At 62.6% G+C, this 18,752-nt stretch carries 20 protein-coding genes; 13 read left to right on the top strand and 7 right to left on the bottom strand.

Annotated elements, in window-relative coordinates:
- The first annotated feature begins 3 nt into the window (after positions 1 to 3).
- The 5 genes from EN845_RS12930 (at position 4) to rpoD (ending at position 5,642) form a co-directional block, all read left to right on the top strand.
- Positions 4 to 384, top strand: coding sequence for an RcnB family protein (locus tag EN845_RS12930; RefSeq protein ID WP_127870052.1), 381 nt, complete (start codon positions 4 to 6; stop codon positions 382 to 384).
- Positions 385 to 515: 131 nt separating this feature from the next.
- On the top strand, positions 516 to 764 hold the full coding sequence (locus EN845_RS12925) for a type II toxin-antitoxin system RelE/ParE family toxin (RefSeq protein ID WP_127278335.1): 249 nt from the start codon (positions 516 to 518) through the stop codon (positions 762 to 764).
- A gap of 12 nt (positions 765 to 776) precedes the next feature.
- Positions 777 to 1,142, top strand: a complete 366-nt coding sequence (locus EN845_RS12920) for a helix-turn-helix transcriptional regulator (protein ID WP_127278334.1) — start codon at positions 777 to 779, stop codon at positions 1,140 to 1,142.
- A 107-nt stretch (positions 1,143 to 1,249) separates the two neighbouring features.
- Positions 1,250 to 3,190, top strand: a complete 1,941-nt coding sequence (gene dnaG / locus EN845_RS12915; RefSeq protein ID WP_127870053.1) for a DNA primase — start codon at positions 1,250 to 1,252, stop codon at positions 3,188 to 3,190.
- Between the two features lie 427 nt (positions 3,191 to 3,617).
- A complete protein-coding gene (gene rpoD / locus EN845_RS12910; protein WP_127278332.1) occupies positions 3,618 to 5,642 on the top strand; it encodes an RNA polymerase sigma factor RpoD in 2,025 nt (674 codons plus the stop codon).
- A gap of 59 nt (positions 5,643 to 5,701) precedes the next feature.
- Here rpoD and EN845_RS12905 read toward each other — a convergent pair whose 3' ends face one another.
- Entirely contained in the window at positions 5,702 to 6,760 is a 1,059-nt protein-coding gene (locus EN845_RS12905) for a TauD/TfdA family dioxygenase (protein WP_127870054.1), read from the bottom strand.
- A gap of 281 nt (positions 6,761 to 7,041) precedes the next feature.
- Between EN845_RS12905 and EN845_RS12900 the strand changes: the two genes are divergently transcribed.
- The 5 genes from EN845_RS12900 (at position 7,042) to EN845_RS12880 (ending at position 10,098) form a co-directional block, all read left to right on the top strand.
- On the top strand, positions 7,042 to 7,335 hold the full coding sequence (locus EN845_RS12900) for a GYD domain-containing protein (protein ID WP_127280454.1): 294 nt from the start codon (positions 7,042 to 7,044) through the stop codon (positions 7,333 to 7,335).
- Positions 7,336 to 7,510: 175 nt separating this feature from the next.
- Entirely contained in the window at positions 7,511 to 7,729 is a 219-nt protein-coding gene (locus EN845_RS12895; protein ID WP_245511729.1) for a DUF333 domain-containing protein, read from the top strand.
- A gap of 79 nt (positions 7,730 to 7,808) precedes the next feature.
- Positions 7,809 to 8,873 carry a DMT family transporter gene (locus EN845_RS12890; RefSeq protein ID WP_127870056.1) on the top strand — a complete coding sequence of 355 codons (1,065 nt, stop codon included), beginning with the start codon at positions 7,809 to 7,811 and terminating at the stop codon, positions 8,871 to 8,873.
- A gap of 3 nt (positions 8,874 to 8,876) precedes the next feature.
- Complete coding sequence (locus EN845_RS12885) at positions 8,877 to 9,257, top strand: DCC1-like thiol-disulfide oxidoreductase family protein (protein WP_127870057.1); 381 nt, start codon at positions 8,877 to 8,879, stop codon at positions 9,255 to 9,257.
- A gap of 157 nt (positions 9,258 to 9,414) precedes the next feature.
- Positions 9,415 to 10,098 carry a PadR family transcriptional regulator gene (locus EN845_RS12880; protein WP_127870058.1) on the top strand — a complete coding sequence of 228 codons (684 nt, stop codon included), beginning with the start codon at positions 9,415 to 9,417 and terminating at the stop codon, positions 10,096 to 10,098.
- Positions 10,099 to 10,179: 81 nt separating this feature from the next.
- Here EN845_RS12880 and EN845_RS12875 read toward each other — a convergent pair whose 3' ends face one another.
- Positions 10,180 to 10,440 carry a YiaA/YiaB family inner membrane protein gene (locus EN845_RS12875; protein WP_127280449.1) on the bottom strand — a complete coding sequence of 87 codons (261 nt, stop codon included), beginning with the start codon at positions 10,438 to 10,440 and terminating at the stop codon, positions 10,180 to 10,182.
- Between the two features lie 64 nt (positions 10,441 to 10,504).
- Complete coding sequence (locus EN845_RS12870) at positions 10,505 to 11,182, bottom strand: PspA/IM30 family protein (RefSeq protein ID WP_127870059.1); 678 nt, start codon at positions 11,180 to 11,182, stop codon at positions 10,505 to 10,507.
- Between the two features lie 179 nt (positions 11,183 to 11,361).
- Here EN845_RS12870 and EN845_RS12865 point away from each other — a divergent pair, with 179 nt between their 5' ends.
- Positions 11,362 to 12,003, top strand: coding sequence for a TetR/AcrR family transcriptional regulator (locus tag EN845_RS12865; protein ID WP_127870060.1), 642 nt, complete (start codon positions 11,362 to 11,364; stop codon positions 12,001 to 12,003).
- Positions 12,004 to 12,047: 44 nt separating this feature from the next.
- Positions 12,048 to 12,341, top strand: coding sequence for an HlyU family transcriptional regulator (locus EN845_RS12860; protein WP_127278827.1), 294 nt, complete (start codon positions 12,048 to 12,050; stop codon positions 12,339 to 12,341).
- 37 nt (positions 12,342 to 12,378) lie between these two features.
- Here EN845_RS12860 and EN845_RS12855 read toward each other — a convergent pair whose 3' ends face one another.
- Complete coding sequence (locus tag EN845_RS12855) at positions 12,379 to 13,266, bottom strand: hypothetical protein (RefSeq protein ID WP_127278826.1); 888 nt, start codon at positions 13,264 to 13,266, stop codon at positions 12,379 to 12,381.
- A 92-nt stretch (positions 13,267 to 13,358) separates the two neighbouring features.
- Positions 13,359 to 14,393 carry a class I SAM-dependent methyltransferase gene (locus EN845_RS12850; RefSeq protein ID WP_127870061.1) on the bottom strand — a complete coding sequence of 345 codons (1,035 nt, stop codon included), beginning with the start codon at positions 14,391 to 14,393 and terminating at the stop codon, positions 13,359 to 13,361.
- A gap of 286 nt (positions 14,394 to 14,679) precedes the next feature.
- Between EN845_RS12850 and EN845_RS12845 the strand changes: the two genes are divergently transcribed.
- Entirely contained in the window at positions 14,680 to 16,686 is a 2,007-nt protein-coding gene (locus tag EN845_RS12845) for an EAL domain-containing protein (RefSeq protein WP_127870062.1), read from the top strand.
- A 73-nt stretch (positions 16,687 to 16,759) separates the two neighbouring features.
- On the opposite strand, the gene EN845_RS12840 is transcribed toward EN845_RS12845, so the two are convergent.
- Positions 16,760 to 17,962 (bottom strand): MFS transporter, encoded by a 1,203-nt coding sequence (locus tag EN845_RS12840; RefSeq protein WP_127870063.1) that lies wholly within the window; start codon positions 17,960 to 17,962, stop codon positions 16,760 to 16,762.
- A gap of 228 nt (positions 17,963 to 18,190) precedes the next feature.
- The gene (locus tag EN845_RS12835; protein ID WP_015316228.1) at positions 18,191 to 18,649 is read right to left on the bottom strand and encodes an Lrp/AsnC family transcriptional regulator; all 459 of its coding nucleotides are present in this window, start codon (positions 18,647 to 18,649) and stop codon (positions 18,191 to 18,193) included.
- Between the last annotated feature and the right edge of the window lie 103 nt (positions 18,650 to 18,752).

Here is an 18,752-nt window from a genome sequence, read left to right as displayed (position 1 = left end):
CTGATGAAACGCATTGTTCTTTCCGCCCTCGCTTTCTCGATTCTGGCCGCCACCTCGCTTGCCGGCCAGGCAGCGCCGATGAACGCGCCAGTGGCGCCGCAGTCGAACTACACCAAGGTCGACTGGCAGAAGCCTACCCACCGGGACGCCAAGAAGCGCGTCATCCAGAAGCGGTTCGTCCAGAAGAAGGTCGTCGTGAAGCGGAACAACTGGCGCAATGGCCAGAAATATTCTGGCTGGAGGCGGCACCAGCCGATCCGCGACTATGGCCGCTATGGCCTGCATCGTCCCGGCCGCGGCCAGGAATGGATCCGCGTCGGCAATGACTATGTGCTGGTCGGCGTCCTCTCCGGCGTCATCTTCGGCGCGCTCGCCGCGCAATAATCATTGACGATGGCCGGCATCTCGCCGGCCCTTCGATAGAAGGCGGCCCGCGAGGGTCGCCTTCTTTTTGACTATCCGGTCTCATGCCGACCCGCCTTGCTGAAAATATCACAATATGCGATATTTAAACGGTGAAGAGGGTCATACTTCTGCCCTTGGCGGCAAAAGCGTTGCGAAAGCATCGGGTCGATGCCGAGAGGATTTTATCGAAGATCGAAACCTATGCCAGGGACGCGAGTACGCTTGCCAACAGCGTCAAGGCCTTGCAGGGATCGTCGGCGCTGCGCTTAAGGGTCGGCGACTATCGCGTGATCTTCGAAGAGACGGATCAAGAGATCATCGTGACCAAGATCGGACCGCGTGGATCGGTATATGATTGAAGGAATGCCGGGATGAACAACATCGCCTATGTCACGACGCCAGGTGGCGAGGAACTGGCCATCCTGCCGCGCAGCGAACTGGAAGCCCTTCGTGAATCGCTGGAGCATGCGCAGGCGCTTGGCGGGTTTCGTGCCGGGCAGCTTCCCGGTCTTACGCCCGATGAAGCACGAGCACTTGTTGGCGCGGTCTCTCCGCTGGCCTTCTGGCGCAGATACCGCAAGCAGACCCAGGCCGTTCTCGCTGCCTCCGTGGGCGTGACCCAGAACTATCTTTCGGATATCGAGAACGGAAAGCGCGGTGGGGACGTCACGCTTTGGCTGCGGATTGCCCGTGCTCTCGAATTGCCGATCGAGAGTTTGGTCGACGACGGCGACTGATCAGCGGACCGCGGAGTGGCCTTGCCCTGTGGAAACCGGGTATGGCCTCTATTGGGGGTCGTCTGAAATCGCGGGCATGATTATATGGTGGCGAAACGAGTTCCCCGATGCGATTTCCGCCTGCCTTCCTCGACGAGATACGCGACCGCGTGCCGATTTCACAGCTTATCGGCCAGCGCGTGGCGTGGGATCGCAAGAAGACCAACGCATCGCGCGGCGACTATTGGGCGTGCTGTCCGTTCCATGGCGAGAAGAGCCCGTCCTTCCACTGCGAGGACAAGAAGGGGCGCTATCACTGTTTCGGCTGCTCGGTCTCGGGTGACCATTTCAAGTTTCTCACCGAACTCGAAGGACTGAGTTTTCCCGAGGCGGTCGAGAAGATCGCCGACATGGCCGGCGTGCCGATGCCGGTCCGCGACGAACGGGAGGAACAGCGCGAGAAGGAACGCGCCAGCCTGACCGATGTCATGGAGATGGCGACCGCCTTCTTCCAGGAGCGCCTGCAAGGGCCGGAGGGCGCCAAGGCCCGCGCCTATCTCAGGGATCGTGGGCTGACGCCGGCGACACAGCAGTCGTTCCGGCTCGGCTTCGCGCCCGACAGCCGCAATGCGCTGAAGGAGCATCTGGCGGCCAAGGGTGTGCCGAAAGCCGATATCGAGGCCTGCGGGCTGGTGCGCCATGGCGACGACATTCCGGTCTCCTATGACTGGTTCCGCGACCGCATCATGTTCCCGATCCCGGATTCGCGCGGCAAGATCATCGCCTTCGGCGGCCGCGCCCTGGCCCCCGATGCGCTCGCCAAATACATGAACTCGCCCGACACCGAGCTCTTCCACAAGGGCAATGTGCTCTACAATTTCGCCCGCGCCCGCAAGGCCTTGGCGAAAGGCGGCACGGTCATCGCCGTCGAAGGCTATATGGACGTGATCGCGCTGGCGCAGGCGGGGTTCGAGAATGTCGTGGCGCCGCTCGGCACCGCGCTCACGGAAAACCAGCTCGAATTGTTGTGGCGCATGGCGCCGGAGCCGATGCTGTGCTTCGACGGCGACAAGGCCGGGCTGAAGGCGGCATGGCGGGCAGCCGACATGGCGCTGCCCTCAGTGCAGGCCGGACGCTCGGCGCGCTTCGCGCTGCTGCCGGAAGGCAAGGATCCCGACGATCTGGTCAAGGCCGAGGGGCCTGACGCCTTCCGCGCCGTGCTGGCCGATGCGCGGCCGCTGGTCGACCTGTTGTGGATGCGCGAAACGGCCGGCGGCGTCTTCGACACGCCGGAGCGGCGGGCCGAACTCGAGAAGACGCTGCGCGAACTGACCAGCCGCATCCGCGACGAAAGCCTGCGCTACCACTACCAGCAGGAGATGCGCGAGCGGGTGCTGAGCTTCTTCGGCTCCCAGCGCAATGCGCGGCAAGGTCGTCAGGATGGCGGCCGGCCCGGTCAACGCGGCCAGGGCAAGCCCGCGCCCGGCGGCCAATTCGCCAAGGCCGGTGGCGGCCGCATGCCGATCACCGAAAGCCTCGGCCAGTCGGCGCTGGTCAGGCGCGGCGAGGGGATGTCGGTGCGCGAGGCGACGATCATCGTGGCACTGGTCAACCACCCGGCACTGATCGACGAGAATTTCGCCCATGTCGAGTTCCTCGACCTCGCCAATTCCGACCTGACGCGGCTGCACGCCGCCATTCTCGACGCGATGGCGCATGACATGGCCAATGACCGCCACGCCGTGGTGGCGACGATCGAACGCGCCGGCTGCGCCGAGATCTGGGAGCGCGCCGTCGGCCTGATCAAGCGGGCGCGGCAATGGCCGGCGCTGGAGACGGCGGCCCTCGAGGATGCCCGCGACGCTCTGAACCAGGCGTTGCACTTGCAGCGCAGCGCGCGCACCTTACATAAGGAGCTGAAACAGGCGGAAGCGGCCCTCGAAGCGGATCCTTCGGACGAAAACTTCCGCCATCTGATCGAAATTCAGGCGCAATTTCAGGATGTACAAGCGACGGAAGCGCTGATCGAAGGATTCGGCGTTTCGTCGGGCAGAGCTGGGCGAGCCTAAGTGCAGCTGAGTGCGGGAATGAAGGCGCGGCCACGCTTCCCTTGGGGGCGAGGCGCGCTAAGTCGGGTAATTGATTCGCTTTTTTCATGCGAATCATGCCAGAGGCGCTTGACCTTCGGACAGAATGGCGGAATCAGGACGATTCGAAACGTTAACCCGCACCCGCATCGACGGGAAACAAGCGATGCAAGGTACTTGATCACTGGACAGGCGGCCCGCCTGCCACAGATATTAGGGTTAATCTGGACTTAATGTATGCCGCCCAAGAGTGGAACCCGGTTTTGGGGCAACGGCATGCACCAAACAAAAGAGTGGATGCAGCTCATGGGCCGGGTAAAGCGCGTTTAGAAAAACGGGCGTATCCGATTTGACTGGTCCGACAGCTTACGCGGCCCCGATGGCCAGCCGCTAGGAGAAGATAAAGACTATGGCGACAAAGGAAAAGGAAGAGGTCGAGACCGAACGCGAAGGCGCCACCGATGGGCCCTTGCTCGACCTTTCCGATGATGCTGTCAAGAAGATGATCAAGGCCGCCAAGAAGCGCGGCTATGTCACCATGGACGAGCTGAATTCGGTGCTGCCTTCCGAGGAAGTGACCTCCGAGCAAATCGAGGACACGATGGCGATGCTGTCCGACATGGGCATCAACGTCGTCGAGGATGACGAGCAGGGCGAAGAGGCCGAGGCGGGCGACACGGCCGCCGATGCCGAGGAAGACGCCAACGAGCTGGCCGAGCAGACTGGCACCGCCGTCGCCGCCACCACGACCAAGAAAGAGCCGACCGACCGCACCGACGATCCGGTGCGCATGTATCTGCGCGAAATGGGTTCGGTCGAGCTCCTGTCGCGCGAAGGCGAAATCGCCATCGCCAAGCGCATCGAGGCCGGCCGCGAGACCATGATCGCGGGGTTGTGCGAAAGCCCGCTGACCTTCCAGGCCATCATCATCTGGCGCGACGAGCTCAACGAATCCAAGATCCTGCTGCGCGAGATCATCGATCTCGAAGCCACCTATGCCGGCCCCGAAGCCAAGCAGGCCCCCGTTGTCGAACGCATCGAGGAAGCGCCCAAGGCCGAGGAAAAGCCGCGCCGCGGACGCGACGATGAAGACGACGTCACCAACGTCGGCGCCGACACGCGCGGCATCGGCGACGACGACGAGGAAGACGAGGACGAGGCGAGCCTGTCGCTGGCGGCGATGGAAGCGGAACTGCGCCCGCAGGTGATGGAGACGCTCGACGTCATCGCCGACACCTACAAGAAGCTGCGCAAGCTGCAGGACCAGCAGGTCGAGAACCGTCTGGCCGCCGCCGGTACTTTGTCGCCCAGCCAGGACCGCCGGCTGAAGGAACTGAAGGACCAGCTGATCAAGGCGGTGAAGTCGCTCTCGCTCAACACCGCGCGCATCGAGGCGCTGGTCGAGCAGCTCTACGACATCAACAAGCGCCTGGTGCAGAACGAGGGCAAGCTTTTGCGCCTCGCCGAAAGCTATGGCGTGCGCCGCGAGGAATTCCTGAAGGAATATCAGGGCTCCGAGCTCGACCCCAACTGGACGCGTTCGATCGCCAATCTGACCTCGCGCGGCTGGAAGGAATTCACCAAGAACGAGAAGGATGCGATCAAGGACCTGCGTGCCGAGATCCAGCACCTGGCCACCGAAACGGCGATCTCGATCCTGGAATTCCGCAAGATCGTCAACCAGGTGCAGAAGGGCGAGCGCGAAGCCGCGATCGCCAAGAAGGAAATGGTCGAGGCCAATCTGCGCCTCGTCATCTCCATCGCCAAGAAATACACCAATCGCGGCCTGCAGTTCCTCGACCTGATCCAGGAAGGCAATATCGGCCTGATGAAGGCGGTCGATAAGTTCGAATACCGCCGCGGCTACAAGTTCTCGACCTACGCGACATGGTGGATCCGGCAGGCGATCACGCGTTCGATCGCCGACCAGGCCCGCACCATCCGCATTCCGGTGCACATGATCGAGACGATCAACAAGATCGTGCGCACCTCGCGCCAGATGCTGCACGAGATCGGCCGCGAGCCGACGCCAGAGGAACTGGCCGAAAAGCTTGCCATGCCGCTCGAAAAAGTGCGCAAGGTGTTGAAGATCGCCAAGGAGCCGATCTCGCTCGAAACGCCTGTCGGCGACGAGGAGGATTCGCATCTGGGCGATTTCATCGAGGACAAGATGGCGATCCTGCCGATCGACGCGGCGATCCAGGCCAATCTGCGCGAGACGACGACACGGGTCCTGGCCTCGCTGACGCCGCGCGAGGAGCGCGTGCTCAGAATGCGCTTCGGCATCGGCATGAACACCGACCACACGCTGGAAGAAGTCGGCCAGCAGTTCTCGGTCACCCGCGAGCGTATCCGCCAGATCGAAGCCAAGGCGCTGCGCAAGCTCAAGCATCCGAGCCGCAGCCGCAAGCTGCGCAGCTTCCTGGACAGCTGAGTTCATTTTTGTCGCGAAGAGTTAAGGGCGCCGGTTGGCGCCCTTTTTCGTTTCAGGCGTCAAAGCAACGGCACGTTCAGCCGAGCGCCCTTGACGATGATGCCGCCCCGGTTGCCGATCTCGATGGAGCCATAACGCTGCCTGAAGCATTCAGGCAGCGGACGGTCGCCGGGGACCGACAGCCACAGGCGCAGCATATGACGCCGCTTGGCCGGATCCGGCCAATCGCGAAAGCCCATGCGGTCGTGAAGCAGCGAATGATTGTAGACGAACTGCATGTCGCCGGGCCGTAGCCGCATCGACAGGTTCAACCGGGGATCATTGGCGAGGCTGTCGAAGAGATCCAGCGCCTCGATATGGGCGGCGGTGAGGCGCATGGCATCGGGAAAGCGTTGCGCGCTGTCGATGTACTGGCGCTGATAGATGCCGGTCAGCAGTCCGGCATGCCAGTTGAGCACCGGGATTTCGAAATAGGGCTTTTGCCCTTCCGGTATTTCGCCGCGCCGGTCGGTGGCGATCGGATCAAACAGCATGCGGACGAGATCAGGCCGTCTTTTTCGCATCTCGTTGTAGATCGTCACCGTGCTGACCAGCAGGGACTCGCCGCCTTGCATGGCGTCTTGCAGGCAAAGCAGGCCGACGACATCGGCGGAATCGGTGTGAAATGTCTGGCGCTCCGCCGTCTGGTAGATGCGCGTCCTGGTGTCCCTGGCGTCGGCGCCGATGTCGCGGACATGGCCGAGGATGTGGCCCTGGGCATTCTGGGACCGCGCGCTGCCCAGATGGGCGCCAACCCCGCAGAAGATCGTTGCCGCCATCTCGGCGGAATATCTTTCGACCGGGAGACCGCGCAGCACCTCGAAGCCGATGCCTGCGATCAGTTTTTCCCGAAGGGCGGCAAGATGGCCGCCCAGACGAGGCAAGGGGAAAACCGCCTTGGTCAGGCCGCCGATATCATGCGAGCCGGCAAGGAAGCTGGTTGCGGCGGCTTCCAACTCCGCCACGTCCTGCGGCTCCAGTTCGACGAGCCATGTCTCGGGATGCCTGGCCATATCCTCGCCGATCCACGCGGCGGGAATGTCGATCTGTACCGGTGGCAGGTCTGTTGTCTCGCGCATGAAGCTCTCCGGCGGCTGGACGGGCCTCGGACGTTTTGCCGGGCTGACGCCACGACGGAGATTGCCGCAATCAAGCGGGTTTTCAAACAGGGCTTCAACTGGCCGCGCCCACTGCAATGGGGCCGGCGCGGTAGTGCTTGCAGGACGTCGGCAGCGGGAGGATAATCCGACGTCGGATGCATTTTTCGGGCGACAACCCCGGAAGCCCGCCCCGGTCGAGACCGTGTCGACAGACCAACGGCCTCGTTGCCGTGCTCCGTGGCCCCGGAGGGAGGTGTGCCATGACAAGCTACATCGTGCTGATGAACTGGACCGAGCAGGGCGCCAAAAATTTGCGCGAGTCACCGAAGCGGCTCGACGCCGCCAGGAAGCAATTGGGTGAGATGGGTGGATCGTTCAAGGCGTTCTACCTGACCATGGGCGAGTACGACATGGTGGCGGTGGTCGAGGCGCCCGACGACGCGATCCTGGCGCGTTTCTCGCTGATGCTGGCGGCAGCCGGCAACATCAGGACGCGGACGATGAAGGCCTTCCCCGAATTCGCCTATCGCGAGATCATCACCTCACTTGGATAATGAGGTTTCCGGCGCCGGATCAGGTACCGCCTCAACGGCACCTGATCCGGCGTTCCGACAAATTTGACATCTAGCCTCGGGACAGGACGCCTCGCCGTGGTAGAGATGCCGCCAAGGAGAGACCGCACGAACAATTTTTTGATGCTGGCCGTCGGTCTTGCCTTGGATGTCGTTGATGCTCGTCGCTGCCGACGCCGCGCAAAAAACGGTCGCCATGGCCAATCCGGCATCGGTCCATTGCGGTGCGATCGGCGGCCGCTTCGTGGTCAGGAAGGACAAGGCCGGCAACGAATACGGGTTTTGCCGCTTGCCCAATGGTCGCCTGTGCGAGGAGTGGGCGCTGTTTCGCGACAACAAATGCGTCGGGCCGAAGGCGGCGATGCATCGGAGCTGACGCATCGGTTGGACAGCGGCGCAAGCCGTGTCGTGCGGTCCCGTCGATGACATGGCGCGCCGCCGTGATAGGGTGAGCCATGTCCGAAGCACAGTCCCATTCGCATCTGTGGCCAGGCGTGCCGCTTGCCCTTGGCTCGGCCGCCTTGTTCGGCGCGACGCCGCCGCTGTCCAAGCTGCTGCTCGGCAGCGTCAGCCCGTTCATGCTGGCGGGTCTGCTGTATCTCGGCGCCGGCATTGGCCTGGCGCTCTACCGGCTCTTGCGTGGCCGGCAGGCCGGCGCCGGCGAGGCGCGCCTGGCCGCCGCGGATATTCCGTGGCTGGCGTTGGCGATCGGCATGGGCGGCATCGTCGGACCGGTTCTCCTGATGTTCGGCCTCACCCTCAACACGGCGTCCAGTTCCGCCCTGCTGCTCAATCTGGAGGGGCTGGCGACGATGGCCATTGCCTGGCTCGTCTATCGCGAGAATGTCGACCGGCGCCTGCTTTTCGGCGCCTTCGCCATCCTGGCGGGCGCGCTGCTGCTGTCCTGGGCGGGGCAAGGCGTTGCCTTCAATCTTGGCGCATTGCTTGTCGCGGGTGCCTGCCTGGCATGGGGCCTGGACAACAATTTCACCCGCAAGATATCGGCGGCCGATCCGGTGGCCATCGCCATGCTGAAGGGGTTGGTGGCGGGCGCCGCCAATGTCGGGCTGGCGCTCGCCTCCGGCGCGGCGTTTCCGGCCGCGACCACGGTGATGGCCACGGCCGCCGTCGGTTTCTTCGGCATCGGCGTCAGCCTCGTCATGTTCATCCTCGCGCTGCGGCATCTCGGCACGGCACGCACGGGAGCCTATTATTCGCTCGCTCCCTTCATCGGCGCGTTGCTGGCGATCCTGATGCTGGGCGATGCCGTCACGCTCAAGCTCGGCATTGCCGGCCTGCTGATGGGGGTTGGCCTGTGGCTGCATCTGTCCGAGCGTCATGATCACGAGCACGACCACGAAGCGCTGGAACACGAGCACAGCCATGTGCATGACGAGCATCACCAGCATCATCATGACGGGCCGGTCAGCGAGCCGCATTCGCACTGGCACCGGCATGCGCCGCTGCGTCACAAGCATCCGCACTATCCCGACCTGCATCATCGGCACGATCACGGCTGACCGATGCCAGGGCCAGCGCTGACCGTCTGGTACAACACGCGCTGCCCGGTCTGCGATGCCGGCATCAGCCGGCAGAAGCGGCGGCTAATCGAGGCGGTCAAGGCCGGGCGGATCGCGTTTCGCGACATCAACCTGGAGCCCGATGCGCTGTCGTCGCATGGCGCCTCGCTGGAGGATATCCGCCGACGGCTGCATGCGACCGATGCCGAGGGTGGATTGCTCGTTGGCGCCGACGTCGCGATCGCGGTCTGGCTGGCAACGCCGGGCGAGGGCTGGCTGGCGAGCCTGTTCGGCAATCGGCTCGTGCTGCCGCTGACCCGCCTTGCCTATGATCGCTTCGCCGATCTGCTCTACGCCTGGAATCGGCGCAAGGCCCGCTGGTAGCCTCCCTCCACACTATCCAACCCAGCCGGGCCTGACGCGTCGACGCCATGGATGTCGCTTGGCTCATGGCCAGATACATCGTAAGATATATCTTGACTCAGCAGTTTGGTGTGCCTAATTAAGATATATCGTAAGATAGAACTCAAGGAGCAATCAAATGCACAGACACAATCATTCCGACCATCATCATTTCGGCGAGCGCATGTTCATGCACATGGCCGGCAAGTTCGGTGGCAGAGGCGGCGGCGGCTTCGGTCCGTTCGGCGGCAGGGGCGGCGGGCGCGGCGGCCCGGGCGACTTCTTTCGCGCCGGGCGCATGCTCGCCGATGGCGACCTCAAGCTGATCACTCTCTCGCTGCTGGCCGAGGCGCCGCGCCATGGCTACGACATCATCAAGGCGCTGGAGGAGCGCACCAGCGGCATCTACAGCCCGAGCCCTGGCGTGGTCTACCCGACGCTGACCTTCCTGGAAGAGGCCGGTTATGCCGTCTCGTCGAGCGAAGGCAACAAGAAGGTGTTTTCGATCACCGAGGCCGGGCAGGCGCATCTGGCCGACAACCGCGAGATGATCGACGGCGTGCTCGAACACCTCGAACGCTTCGGCCGCAAGATGGCCAAGGCGCGCGACTGGTTCGGCTGGAACGACGACGGCGAGGACCGTCGCGGCGGCCGTGGCGGTCGTGGCGAACGCTCGGAAACGCGTGACGAATTCCGCGCCATCCGCCACCGGCTGCGCGCGGCGCTCGGCGACATCGTCGATGCGCCTGCCGAAAAGCAGGCCGAGGCGATCGCCATTCTCGAAGCCGCCGCCGAAGCGCTGGAAGCGCTTACACACCGCTGAGCCAGCAAGACCGGATCTTGCCAGTTAGACCGCAAAAAAGCCCGGGGAGACCCGGGCTTTTGTCGTGGGGCCATGCCGGCATCATTCCTTGCCGACATATTCGCTGATCAGCTTTTCGTTGCGCGCCTTTTCGATCTTGGCGGTGGTCTCGGCGGAGATACGCTCGTCGGTGCGATACTTGACCAGGTTCACCAGGCTGCCGGTGAGCAGCAGGATGCCCATGCCCCAGTAGCCCTTGGTCGACAGGTCGACGGGCGCCAGCCACAGCGACAGGCCAAGCATGAAGTAGGCGGCGCCGACGGAGACGGTGTTGAACATGATGTAGGTCTGGTTGCTGTTCATGGTCGTGTTTCCTTTGACTGGATCGAAGTTGGGTTTGACAAGGTTATGGTCAGGTCCGAGATATTCAGTTGATGGTCTTCAGGCGTTCCAGCACGTCCCAGGCGCGCACTTTCACCGCCGGACCGTGCCCGGCGTCGGCAAGGCGGTCGCGGATCGCGTCATGACGCAGCTCGCCGTCGATCTCGTCGAGAATGCCGGCCTCCTCGAACGGATCGCTGGCTCCCTTGATGCGGGCCAAAAGCTCCTCGGCGTCGTTTAGGCTCGCCGAATGACCGATCGACCTGACGAGACGCGACTGCGCCTTGCGCTCGGCATCGATGGCCCGGGCCGAGATCATGCCTTGGTTGAGGTCGATGATGCGGCGGTGCGCCCGCTCCACCGAAACGCGCATCCGCAAGGTCTTTTCGCTGAGGCTATGAACCGTGGCACGGCGGACCTCGCGTTCATTTTCCAGTTCGGCGATGGCCGCGGCACCGCTTTCGGCCAGCCCGTTGTTGCCGGCAGCCAGTGCGCTGATCGTGCGTGTCTCCAAGTCGGCGTGGCGGCGGTCGAGATGGTCGAGGCCGGCCTGCTCGGCACGTTGGCGCACGATCAGTGAGGCAAGCGTCTGCTTGGCGGCGGCAAGTCCCGTCTCGGCATCGCGAATGCGCTGTGCCAGAAGGTCGATGGCGAAGCGATCCTTCAGGCCGTCCTCGGCCCCTGCGCTCGCGCCGTCGAGCAATGTTCTGATCAGGCTAAGCATGGTTCTTCTCCCTTCGAAGTTTTGTGAACAATGTTCACGATGCCAACGTAACAGGAAATGAACACTGTTCAAGAGCTTTTTTGAACGCTGTTCACGATGCGCGGCATATGGTAAACGAAGCGGCATCGGGTCGCGAACAGCAGGCCATCCGCAAGGCGCGCTCATTCAGAAGGAAAAGCATGGCACTGGACAAGGAAGAGGCGGGCGAGCGGGTGCTGGTCATTGCCGAGACGCTGCTCGACGAAGGCGGCATGGACAATCTGAAGGCCAGGACCATCGCCGAGCAGGCGGGCATCTCGGTCGGCTCGGTCTACAATCTGTTTTCCGATCTCGACGGTGTGCACCGCGCCGTCAACATGCGGCTGCTCGACCGGCTGGGTGTCGCGGGGGCGGCGGCGATGGCCGATCTTGGCAGGCGCGGCATCACCGACGTACGCCAACGGCTGATGGCACTGGCCGGCGCCTATGTGCGCTTCGTCGAGGCTCATCCCGGCAGCTGGCCGGCGCTGCTTGCCTTCAACAGGCGGCGTCCGGTGCTGACCGAGCCCGATGTCTATGAGGCGCGGCTCGACCAGTTGTTCGAGATCATCGCCAGTGTCCTTGCCGATGGCGGCTTCGATCTCGACGAGGACACGCGCCGGATCGCCGCGCGAACCCTCTGGTCAAGCGTGCATGGCATCGTCACCAGCGGTTATGCTGCCAGGTCCGTGCGCCGGCAGGCGGACGAGATCGACCAGCAGATCGCGCTCCTCGTCTGTGTCTTCATCAGGGGGCTGGAACGAGGCGGCACATTCGCGCATGCTGGGAAAACAACGTCGTGAATCGCACACCGACGGCGATCGCAGGCGACAAGGAGATTTGAGCGATGTCTTTTCTGAAACGTCTTTTCGGCGGCGGTGGCGGCGAAGCCGCCGAGCCTGCAAGTGCCGCGCCCGCCAAGCAGGTCGAACACAAGGGGTTCACGATCAGCGCCACGCCCTACAAGACCGAGGGCCAGTACCAGACCTGCGGCGTCGTCTCCAAGGAGGTCGATGGCGTGGTGAAGGAGCACAAATTCATCCGCGCCGACCGCTTTGCCGGGCTGGACGATGCCGTCGACATCTCGATCAAGAAGGGCATCCAGCTCGTCGACGAGCAGGGCGAGCGAATTTTCGGCTAGGGCACAAGACGCGCCATACCTTACCGAAGCAGATGCATCAGTTCGTCCGGGATTGAGTGACCGCCGGCGCGGGAGCAACCGTCGGCGTCGGTGCGGCCGTCGCCGGGGGAGTGGCCTTGGCCTCAGATCCACCAATGACATAGCCCGGCTCTTCCGAGTACGAATAGACCTTCGTTACGATGCCTGATTTGAGCGCTTCAGCGTCCCAGACGTTATATAGGCCCTGCGGTGTTGCCAGCCCCATCATGGCGAACACATCGGCGCTGTTGAGGCCCATTTGGTCGAAATAATCTGACATCATCTGCTTCAGCGCCGGATCAGCCACGGTCGAAATTTCATCGAGATTTCTTCTGCCGTTGTGCATTCGGGGTTTGTTCCGGCCGTTCGTTATCTGATGGACGGCGATACGGGCAGTGGCAGCCGCGGCGCGAACCCGGCCTCCGGCCAAGGCCCATGGGCAAGCCGAGAAACAGTACGCCCCGCCAGAATGAACTTCCCCTTCCGACCAGCCGTCCCTAACGATCTTTTCCGGACAGCGCGGAACCAGCATCGGGCAGCCATTCAACTGCGTCCTGCCTATCGCGGTTTCGAGGTTGGCGTCCCGGATCATGTGCCCGATCGCAAGCGCCGCATCCACGTTTCCGCCGCCGGACTGAAACACGATCGGAAGTCTCTGGCCCTTCAGACTCCGCAGAAACTTCTCAAATTGTCTATCTGTATCAGGTTTAATGATACCTTCTGCGGATATCCATTGAATGCAGCTTACATTGCAATCGCCGTTCCGAACCAAAATGAAATTCATAGGCCATTCTTCGGGCGCTTTCTGCTTTGCGGCGCCCGACGAGGTGCCAACCAAGGTCAGGGACGCAAGGAAACCTGCGACAATCAAGCGAAAGACTGCCCGCAAGCCCAGGCGAGTTGCCATGATGGAAAACCCCCACAAACAAAAGAAGAACCCTCGAGCACTCCGTTTGAAGCGCTCGAGGTCCCCATATCAGCCGGTGTGCCGTCAGGGTATCATCCGCGCTTTTGGATGACGCCGTAGAGCACGTTGCGGTTCTCGCCGAAGTACACCTGCGCCTCGACGGTGTTGCGGTCGACGCTGGCATTGATGATGTTCCACATGTCGACCTCCGACCGCAGCAGCAGCACCCAGTCCATGAACGTTTCCCGGTAGCCGGCGTCCGGAGTGCCCTCGGCATAGTTCGCAAACAGGAATGTCCCGTTCGGCTTCAGCATCTGCAGGCATGTCTTGGTGAGTTTCACGGCGACATTGTGCTGGAGGTAGTCGTAAAGGCCCGACGCATAGATGAGATCGAACTTGCCAAGCTTTTGGCTCCTGGTGAGCACGGTGCGTACCGAGCCGTCGATGGCCTCGACCGCGGTGCCCTGGAAGTCGCGCGCGATCAGTCCGACGCTCTGGGGATCCTGGTCGAGCGCGACCCAGCGCTTGAGGCGGCCCTCGGCCAATGCGGTCGAACGGTTCGCTTCGCGCAGATGGCCGGCCGCGATCGCCAGGACTTCGGTTTCGGGTCCATTCTTGGCCGCGGTTTCATCGACATAGCGGGTCAGCAGATCGCGGCGTTCCCGTGCCGCGACGCATGACGGAACGTTCTGGGTATGGCTGTAAAGCGCCTTGCCGATCTCCGAGGCGCTTGCCACGCTCTCGGCCACGTGCGGGTCACAATAGATGTAGTCGAGCAACTGCGCGTCGCCGGAATACCCCCTGGGCTTGGTGAAGGACCAATGCGTCAGCGGATCCTCGAGAAAGTACTTCTGGAGCGGGTGGTTCTGCACCAGCGGTATCAAGGCTTGCCACACGTCGGGATGGACCTTGGCACGCAGCGCGTTGAGGAGCGACAGCAGGCGGCGAACGATCTCGGCGGGAAATTTTTGCTGCTCGACCTGTTGCTGTGTCGTCTGGAGGATGAGCGCCAGCTCCGCGCGAGCGGTTTCGAACGCTTCGCCGTGATGCTCGGGCTTTCCGCGACGGAGACCGCCGGCGATCGCCTCCGCGGTAATCAGACTCTGGCCGTCAAAGACAGTTTGCACACCAAGGCTCCATAGTTAACAGTCAGTTAACTTATTGCTTAGAATACTCGATTTGCCAATGTCGGCTCGCGGGCATTTTATCGGTATGATTAATTTCCCGCTAACCATGTCAATTCTTTGAGGTTTTTAAGGAGGGGATTCCGGGTTCGAGTTAACGGAAACTTGTCCTGCATCATTGCATTTGATCGCGCGGCAAGACGTGTCGTGCCCAAGGAGTCGGTCTGCGTTGGGGGCAGAAGCTGCAAAAGAATTCGGAACGCGAGATGCCCTTCAGCCGGGATTCGTCGTGAACGAACGCGCGTCGTCCAGAGTGGCAGATGCGGTGGATTCGGAACCGCACGACCCGCGCCAGGAACTGGGGGCCGCTGAACTTCGCATCCTTTACCGGACGGAAGCCCAGGCGAAGCGAAGAAAGGAGGCCAGGCCGGGCCTTTGGATCGCCGTCGTCATCTATGTCTTGTTTTCGGTATCGGATCTGCTGCTGATACCGGATGTCGCGGCCCTTACGATCACGGCCCGCTTCGCTGTCGGACTGACCGCACTGTTGGTTCTGGAAGCACAGCTTCGCCGGGGAGTCGCCACGGACTGGCTTGACGTGACCTGCGCCGGGGCCATCATCTTCGGTTATCTCGGCTGGCTTGGCCCTGCCTCCATGGGCGCGAACAAGGAAAGCGTCGCCTATTACATGGTCTTCGGCACCATCTTCATGATGAGTGCCAATCTTTTCTTCACGTTCCGGTTCAAAGTGTCGATCATAACGTCGACCATAATTTTGTGTATCTTGTATGTGGTGAACTACTTTCTGCCGGCGTCGCTGACATACAAGATGGTATTTGGCACTTTCTACGTTTCGTGCTTCACGTTCACGTCCTATGTGAACTGGAAGCTGAACGAAGAGCGCTACAACGTCTTCCTCAACGCGCTGGAAGCCAAGATCCAGCACAATGAGGCCACCGAGCGCGGCAAGGCCCTGCTCAGGCTGTCACGGACGGATCCGCTTACAGGTCTGGAGAACCGGCGCGCGATCGACGAGAAACTGCGCGACTACTGGAATGACTGGCAAAAGCTTGGCCATGGTTTTGCGGCGATCCTCATCGACGTCGACTTCTTCAAGAAGTTCAACGACTGCTATGGCCATCAGGAAGGCGATCGTTGCCTGATCCAGGTCGCCAATGCGCTCAGCGAGCTGATCAAGCAATATGACGGCTCCATCGGCCGCTATGGCGGTGAGGAATTCATCGTCCTGGCCCGCATGGGCAGGAAAGACCAGGTCGCGGATCTCGCGGAAGCCATTTGCCGCACGGTCGAGAACCTGGCGATCGCGCACGAGTTGCGGCGGGACGGCATCGCGATCGTGACGGCGAGCGTGGGCGCCGCATTCACCAGGAAGCAGACCGCCGCCAAGCTGGAAAAGATCATCCACGAGGCCGATCGAGCGCTCTATCTGGCAAAAGCCAGCGGCCGAAACTGTGTCCGGCTGTTCGATCCGACCGATCCCCAGAGCAGCGACGAGAGCGAGAACCTGGCGGCTTTGCTGAAGATCGCGATCGGCCAGGATCTCGTTTCGCTCGTCTATCAGCCCATCCAGGACGTCGCGTCGGGCAGGGTCGAGGCCGTGGAGGCGCTGATGCGCCTCAAGATGCTGGACGGCACCCTGGTTCCGCCGAGCCTGTTCATTCCCGTCGCGGAGCGGACCGGCGCCATCCTCGAGCTCGGGCGTTGGGCAATAAGGACGGTGTGCGCCGAGCTCCTGGCGCAGGATCACGTGCGCGTCGTCAGCGTCAACGTCTCGCCGATCCAGCTCAAGACGCCCGGCTTCGCGACATCGGTCGCGACCATTCTGGGCGAGACCGGCGTGACCGGCAACAGGCTGGCCTTCGAGATCACCGAAGGGCTGGAGATGGAGATGCACTCCGACATCCTGCGCTGCATCAGCGACCTGAAGCTGCTCGGGATCAGGATTTGGCTCGATGATTTCGGGACGGGCTTTGCCGGCCTTTCGTGGCTTCGTCTCATCGATTTCGATACGGTCAAGATCGACCGCTCGTTTCTCCACGACTGCGGCACCCCCAAGGGCATGGCGATGCTGCAGGACATCATCGCGCTGGTCAGAAATCGCGGCCACAAAATCCTGGTCGAAGGGGTGGAGACCGAGGAGCAGATGCTCCTCATGCGCCAGTTCGGCATAGACAAGGTCCAGGGCTTTCATGTCGGCCGCCCGGCTCCGGCCGCGAATTTCCAGGCCAAACGGGCCATTCAAAAACGGCCTTTCACGGTCCTCAAGTCGGCGTGACGCCGAAGCAGGCGGTGGCTTGACCGGCCATTGGCCCGTCAAGCCCGCTTGTTTCTGGCCGCGATTGCCGTGCCTATGCTGTCTGCAGCGCCCCGCGTGGCAGCGGCGGGAAGGCGATGGCTATGCCCGCGGCGCCCAGACCGATGAGAGCCGAGCCGATGAACAGCCAATGGTAGCTGGCATAGGCGTCGAAGATCATGCCGCCGGCAAGCGGCCCCAGCGCCATGCCGAGGCTGGAGAGCATGGTGGCGGCGCCGAACACGGTGCCGAGGATGCGCTGGCCGAAATATTCACGCGCCAGCACCGCGTAGAGCGGCATGACGCCGCCATAGGTGGCGCCGAAGATGACGGCCAGCATATAGAACTGGTCGAGCTGGCTGATCGAGAGATAGGCGGCAATGACGATCGCCTGGATCGCCAGCCCGGCGATCAGCACCGGCTTGACGCCCAGCCTGTCGGCAAGCACGCCGTAGAGCAGCCTGCCGCCGAGGCCAGCCAGACCCTCGACACTGTAGATCGAGACAGCGGCCATCGGGGCGACGCCGCACAGCATGGCGTAACTGACCATGTGAAAGATCGGGCCGGAATGGGCCGCGCAGCAGGCGAAGAAGGTCAGCCCCAGCACGATGAATTGCGGCGAGCGCAGCGCCTGCCCGACCGTCAGGCCGGCGCCTTCGGCGACTGGCGCCGCGGCCGCATCGGAGGCGGCGGGCTTCGGCGGCTGGCGCACCAGAAGGACGGCGGGCAGCAGGAGCACCCAGGCCAAGAGGCCGATGTCGAACATGGCGGTGCGCCATTCATAGGCCGAAATCAGCCAGCGGGCCAAGGGCGAGATCGTCATCGGCGCCACGCCCATGCCGGCCGAGACCAGCGATACCGCCAGCCCGCGATTGGTGTCGAACCAGCCTGAGGTCAGCGCGATCATGGGCGCGAAGAAGGCGCTGGCCGCAAGCCCGACGAGCACGCCATAGGTGATCTGGAAGGTGAGAAGCGAACCGGCGCGGCTTGCCAGCACCAGCGCCAGCCCGAGCAGCACGGCGCCGATCGTCACGACGATGCGGGCGCCGAACCGGTCGGACAGGGCGCCCCAGGCGAATCCGCCGAGCCCCATCACCAGGAAGTTGAGTGTCATGGCGCTCGAAATGCCCGCGCGCGACCAGTTGGTATCGAGCGCCATGGGTTCGAGGAAGATCGCCAGCGAGAACATGGTGCCGATGGCGACGCAGGACATCAGCGCGCCAGCCGCGACGATGACCCAACGGTAGGAAAGGTTCATGGTTTTCTCCCATGCCGGAACGCAGTCTTGAGGCGGCACGGTCCAGCTTCGCCGTGCCCTTGCGTCCGTAGGACGCCGGCATCGGCGTTCATCCTACAATCCGGTTGCATTTTTTATCCAGTCTGGATGCCCGGATTGCGGCGGTGCCCCGAAATACTGGCTCCCTGGATTTGACCTCCATTTTCGATCGTGCTTTCGAGTTGCAAGCTGCTGCATTCCTGGCCTGTCCTAGATCGGCAGTTCCGACGTGTATTTGATCGTCTGGCTCGGCACGTCGGTCTTGACGTTCTGCACGCCCTTGATGCGGCTGAGATGTTCCGACTGGAAGCGGCGGTAGTCGTCGATGCCGGCTGCCACCACGCGCACCATGGCGTCGCAGTCGCCCAGCATGAGATAGCATTCCATCACTTGCGGCAGCTTGGCCACCTCGGTGGCGAAATGTTCGATCGTGTCCTCGTCCTGCGCCTTCAGCCAGATGCGGGTGAAGAAGGTGAGGCCCTTGCCGATGCTGGCCGGATTGATCACGGCGACATAGCGGTCGATGATGCCGGCTTCCTCCAGCAGCTTGACGCGCCGCAGGCAAGGCGAGGGCGACAGGCCGACCTCATTTGCCAGATCATTGTTGGCCATGCGGCCGTCGCGCTGCAGCGCCCGCAGGATGCGCTTGTCGATGTCGTCGAGCTTCATGGTGTTGAATTCCATTTTCCTGGCAATATGTGACATTGAATGCCAAAATTGGCTCAAGGACAACAATCTTCGCAACCAAATTGCCGAGAAGTGTGGGTATGTT

This window comes from Mesorhizobium sp. M8A.F.Ca.ET.202.01.1.1 (assembly GCF_004791595.1).
Taxonomy (GTDB): Bacteria; Pseudomonadota; Alphaproteobacteria; order Rhizobiales; family Rhizobiaceae; genus Mesorhizobium.
Note: the sequence above shows the minus strand (reverse complement) of the source record. Positions and strands in the feature narration are given on the sequence as shown.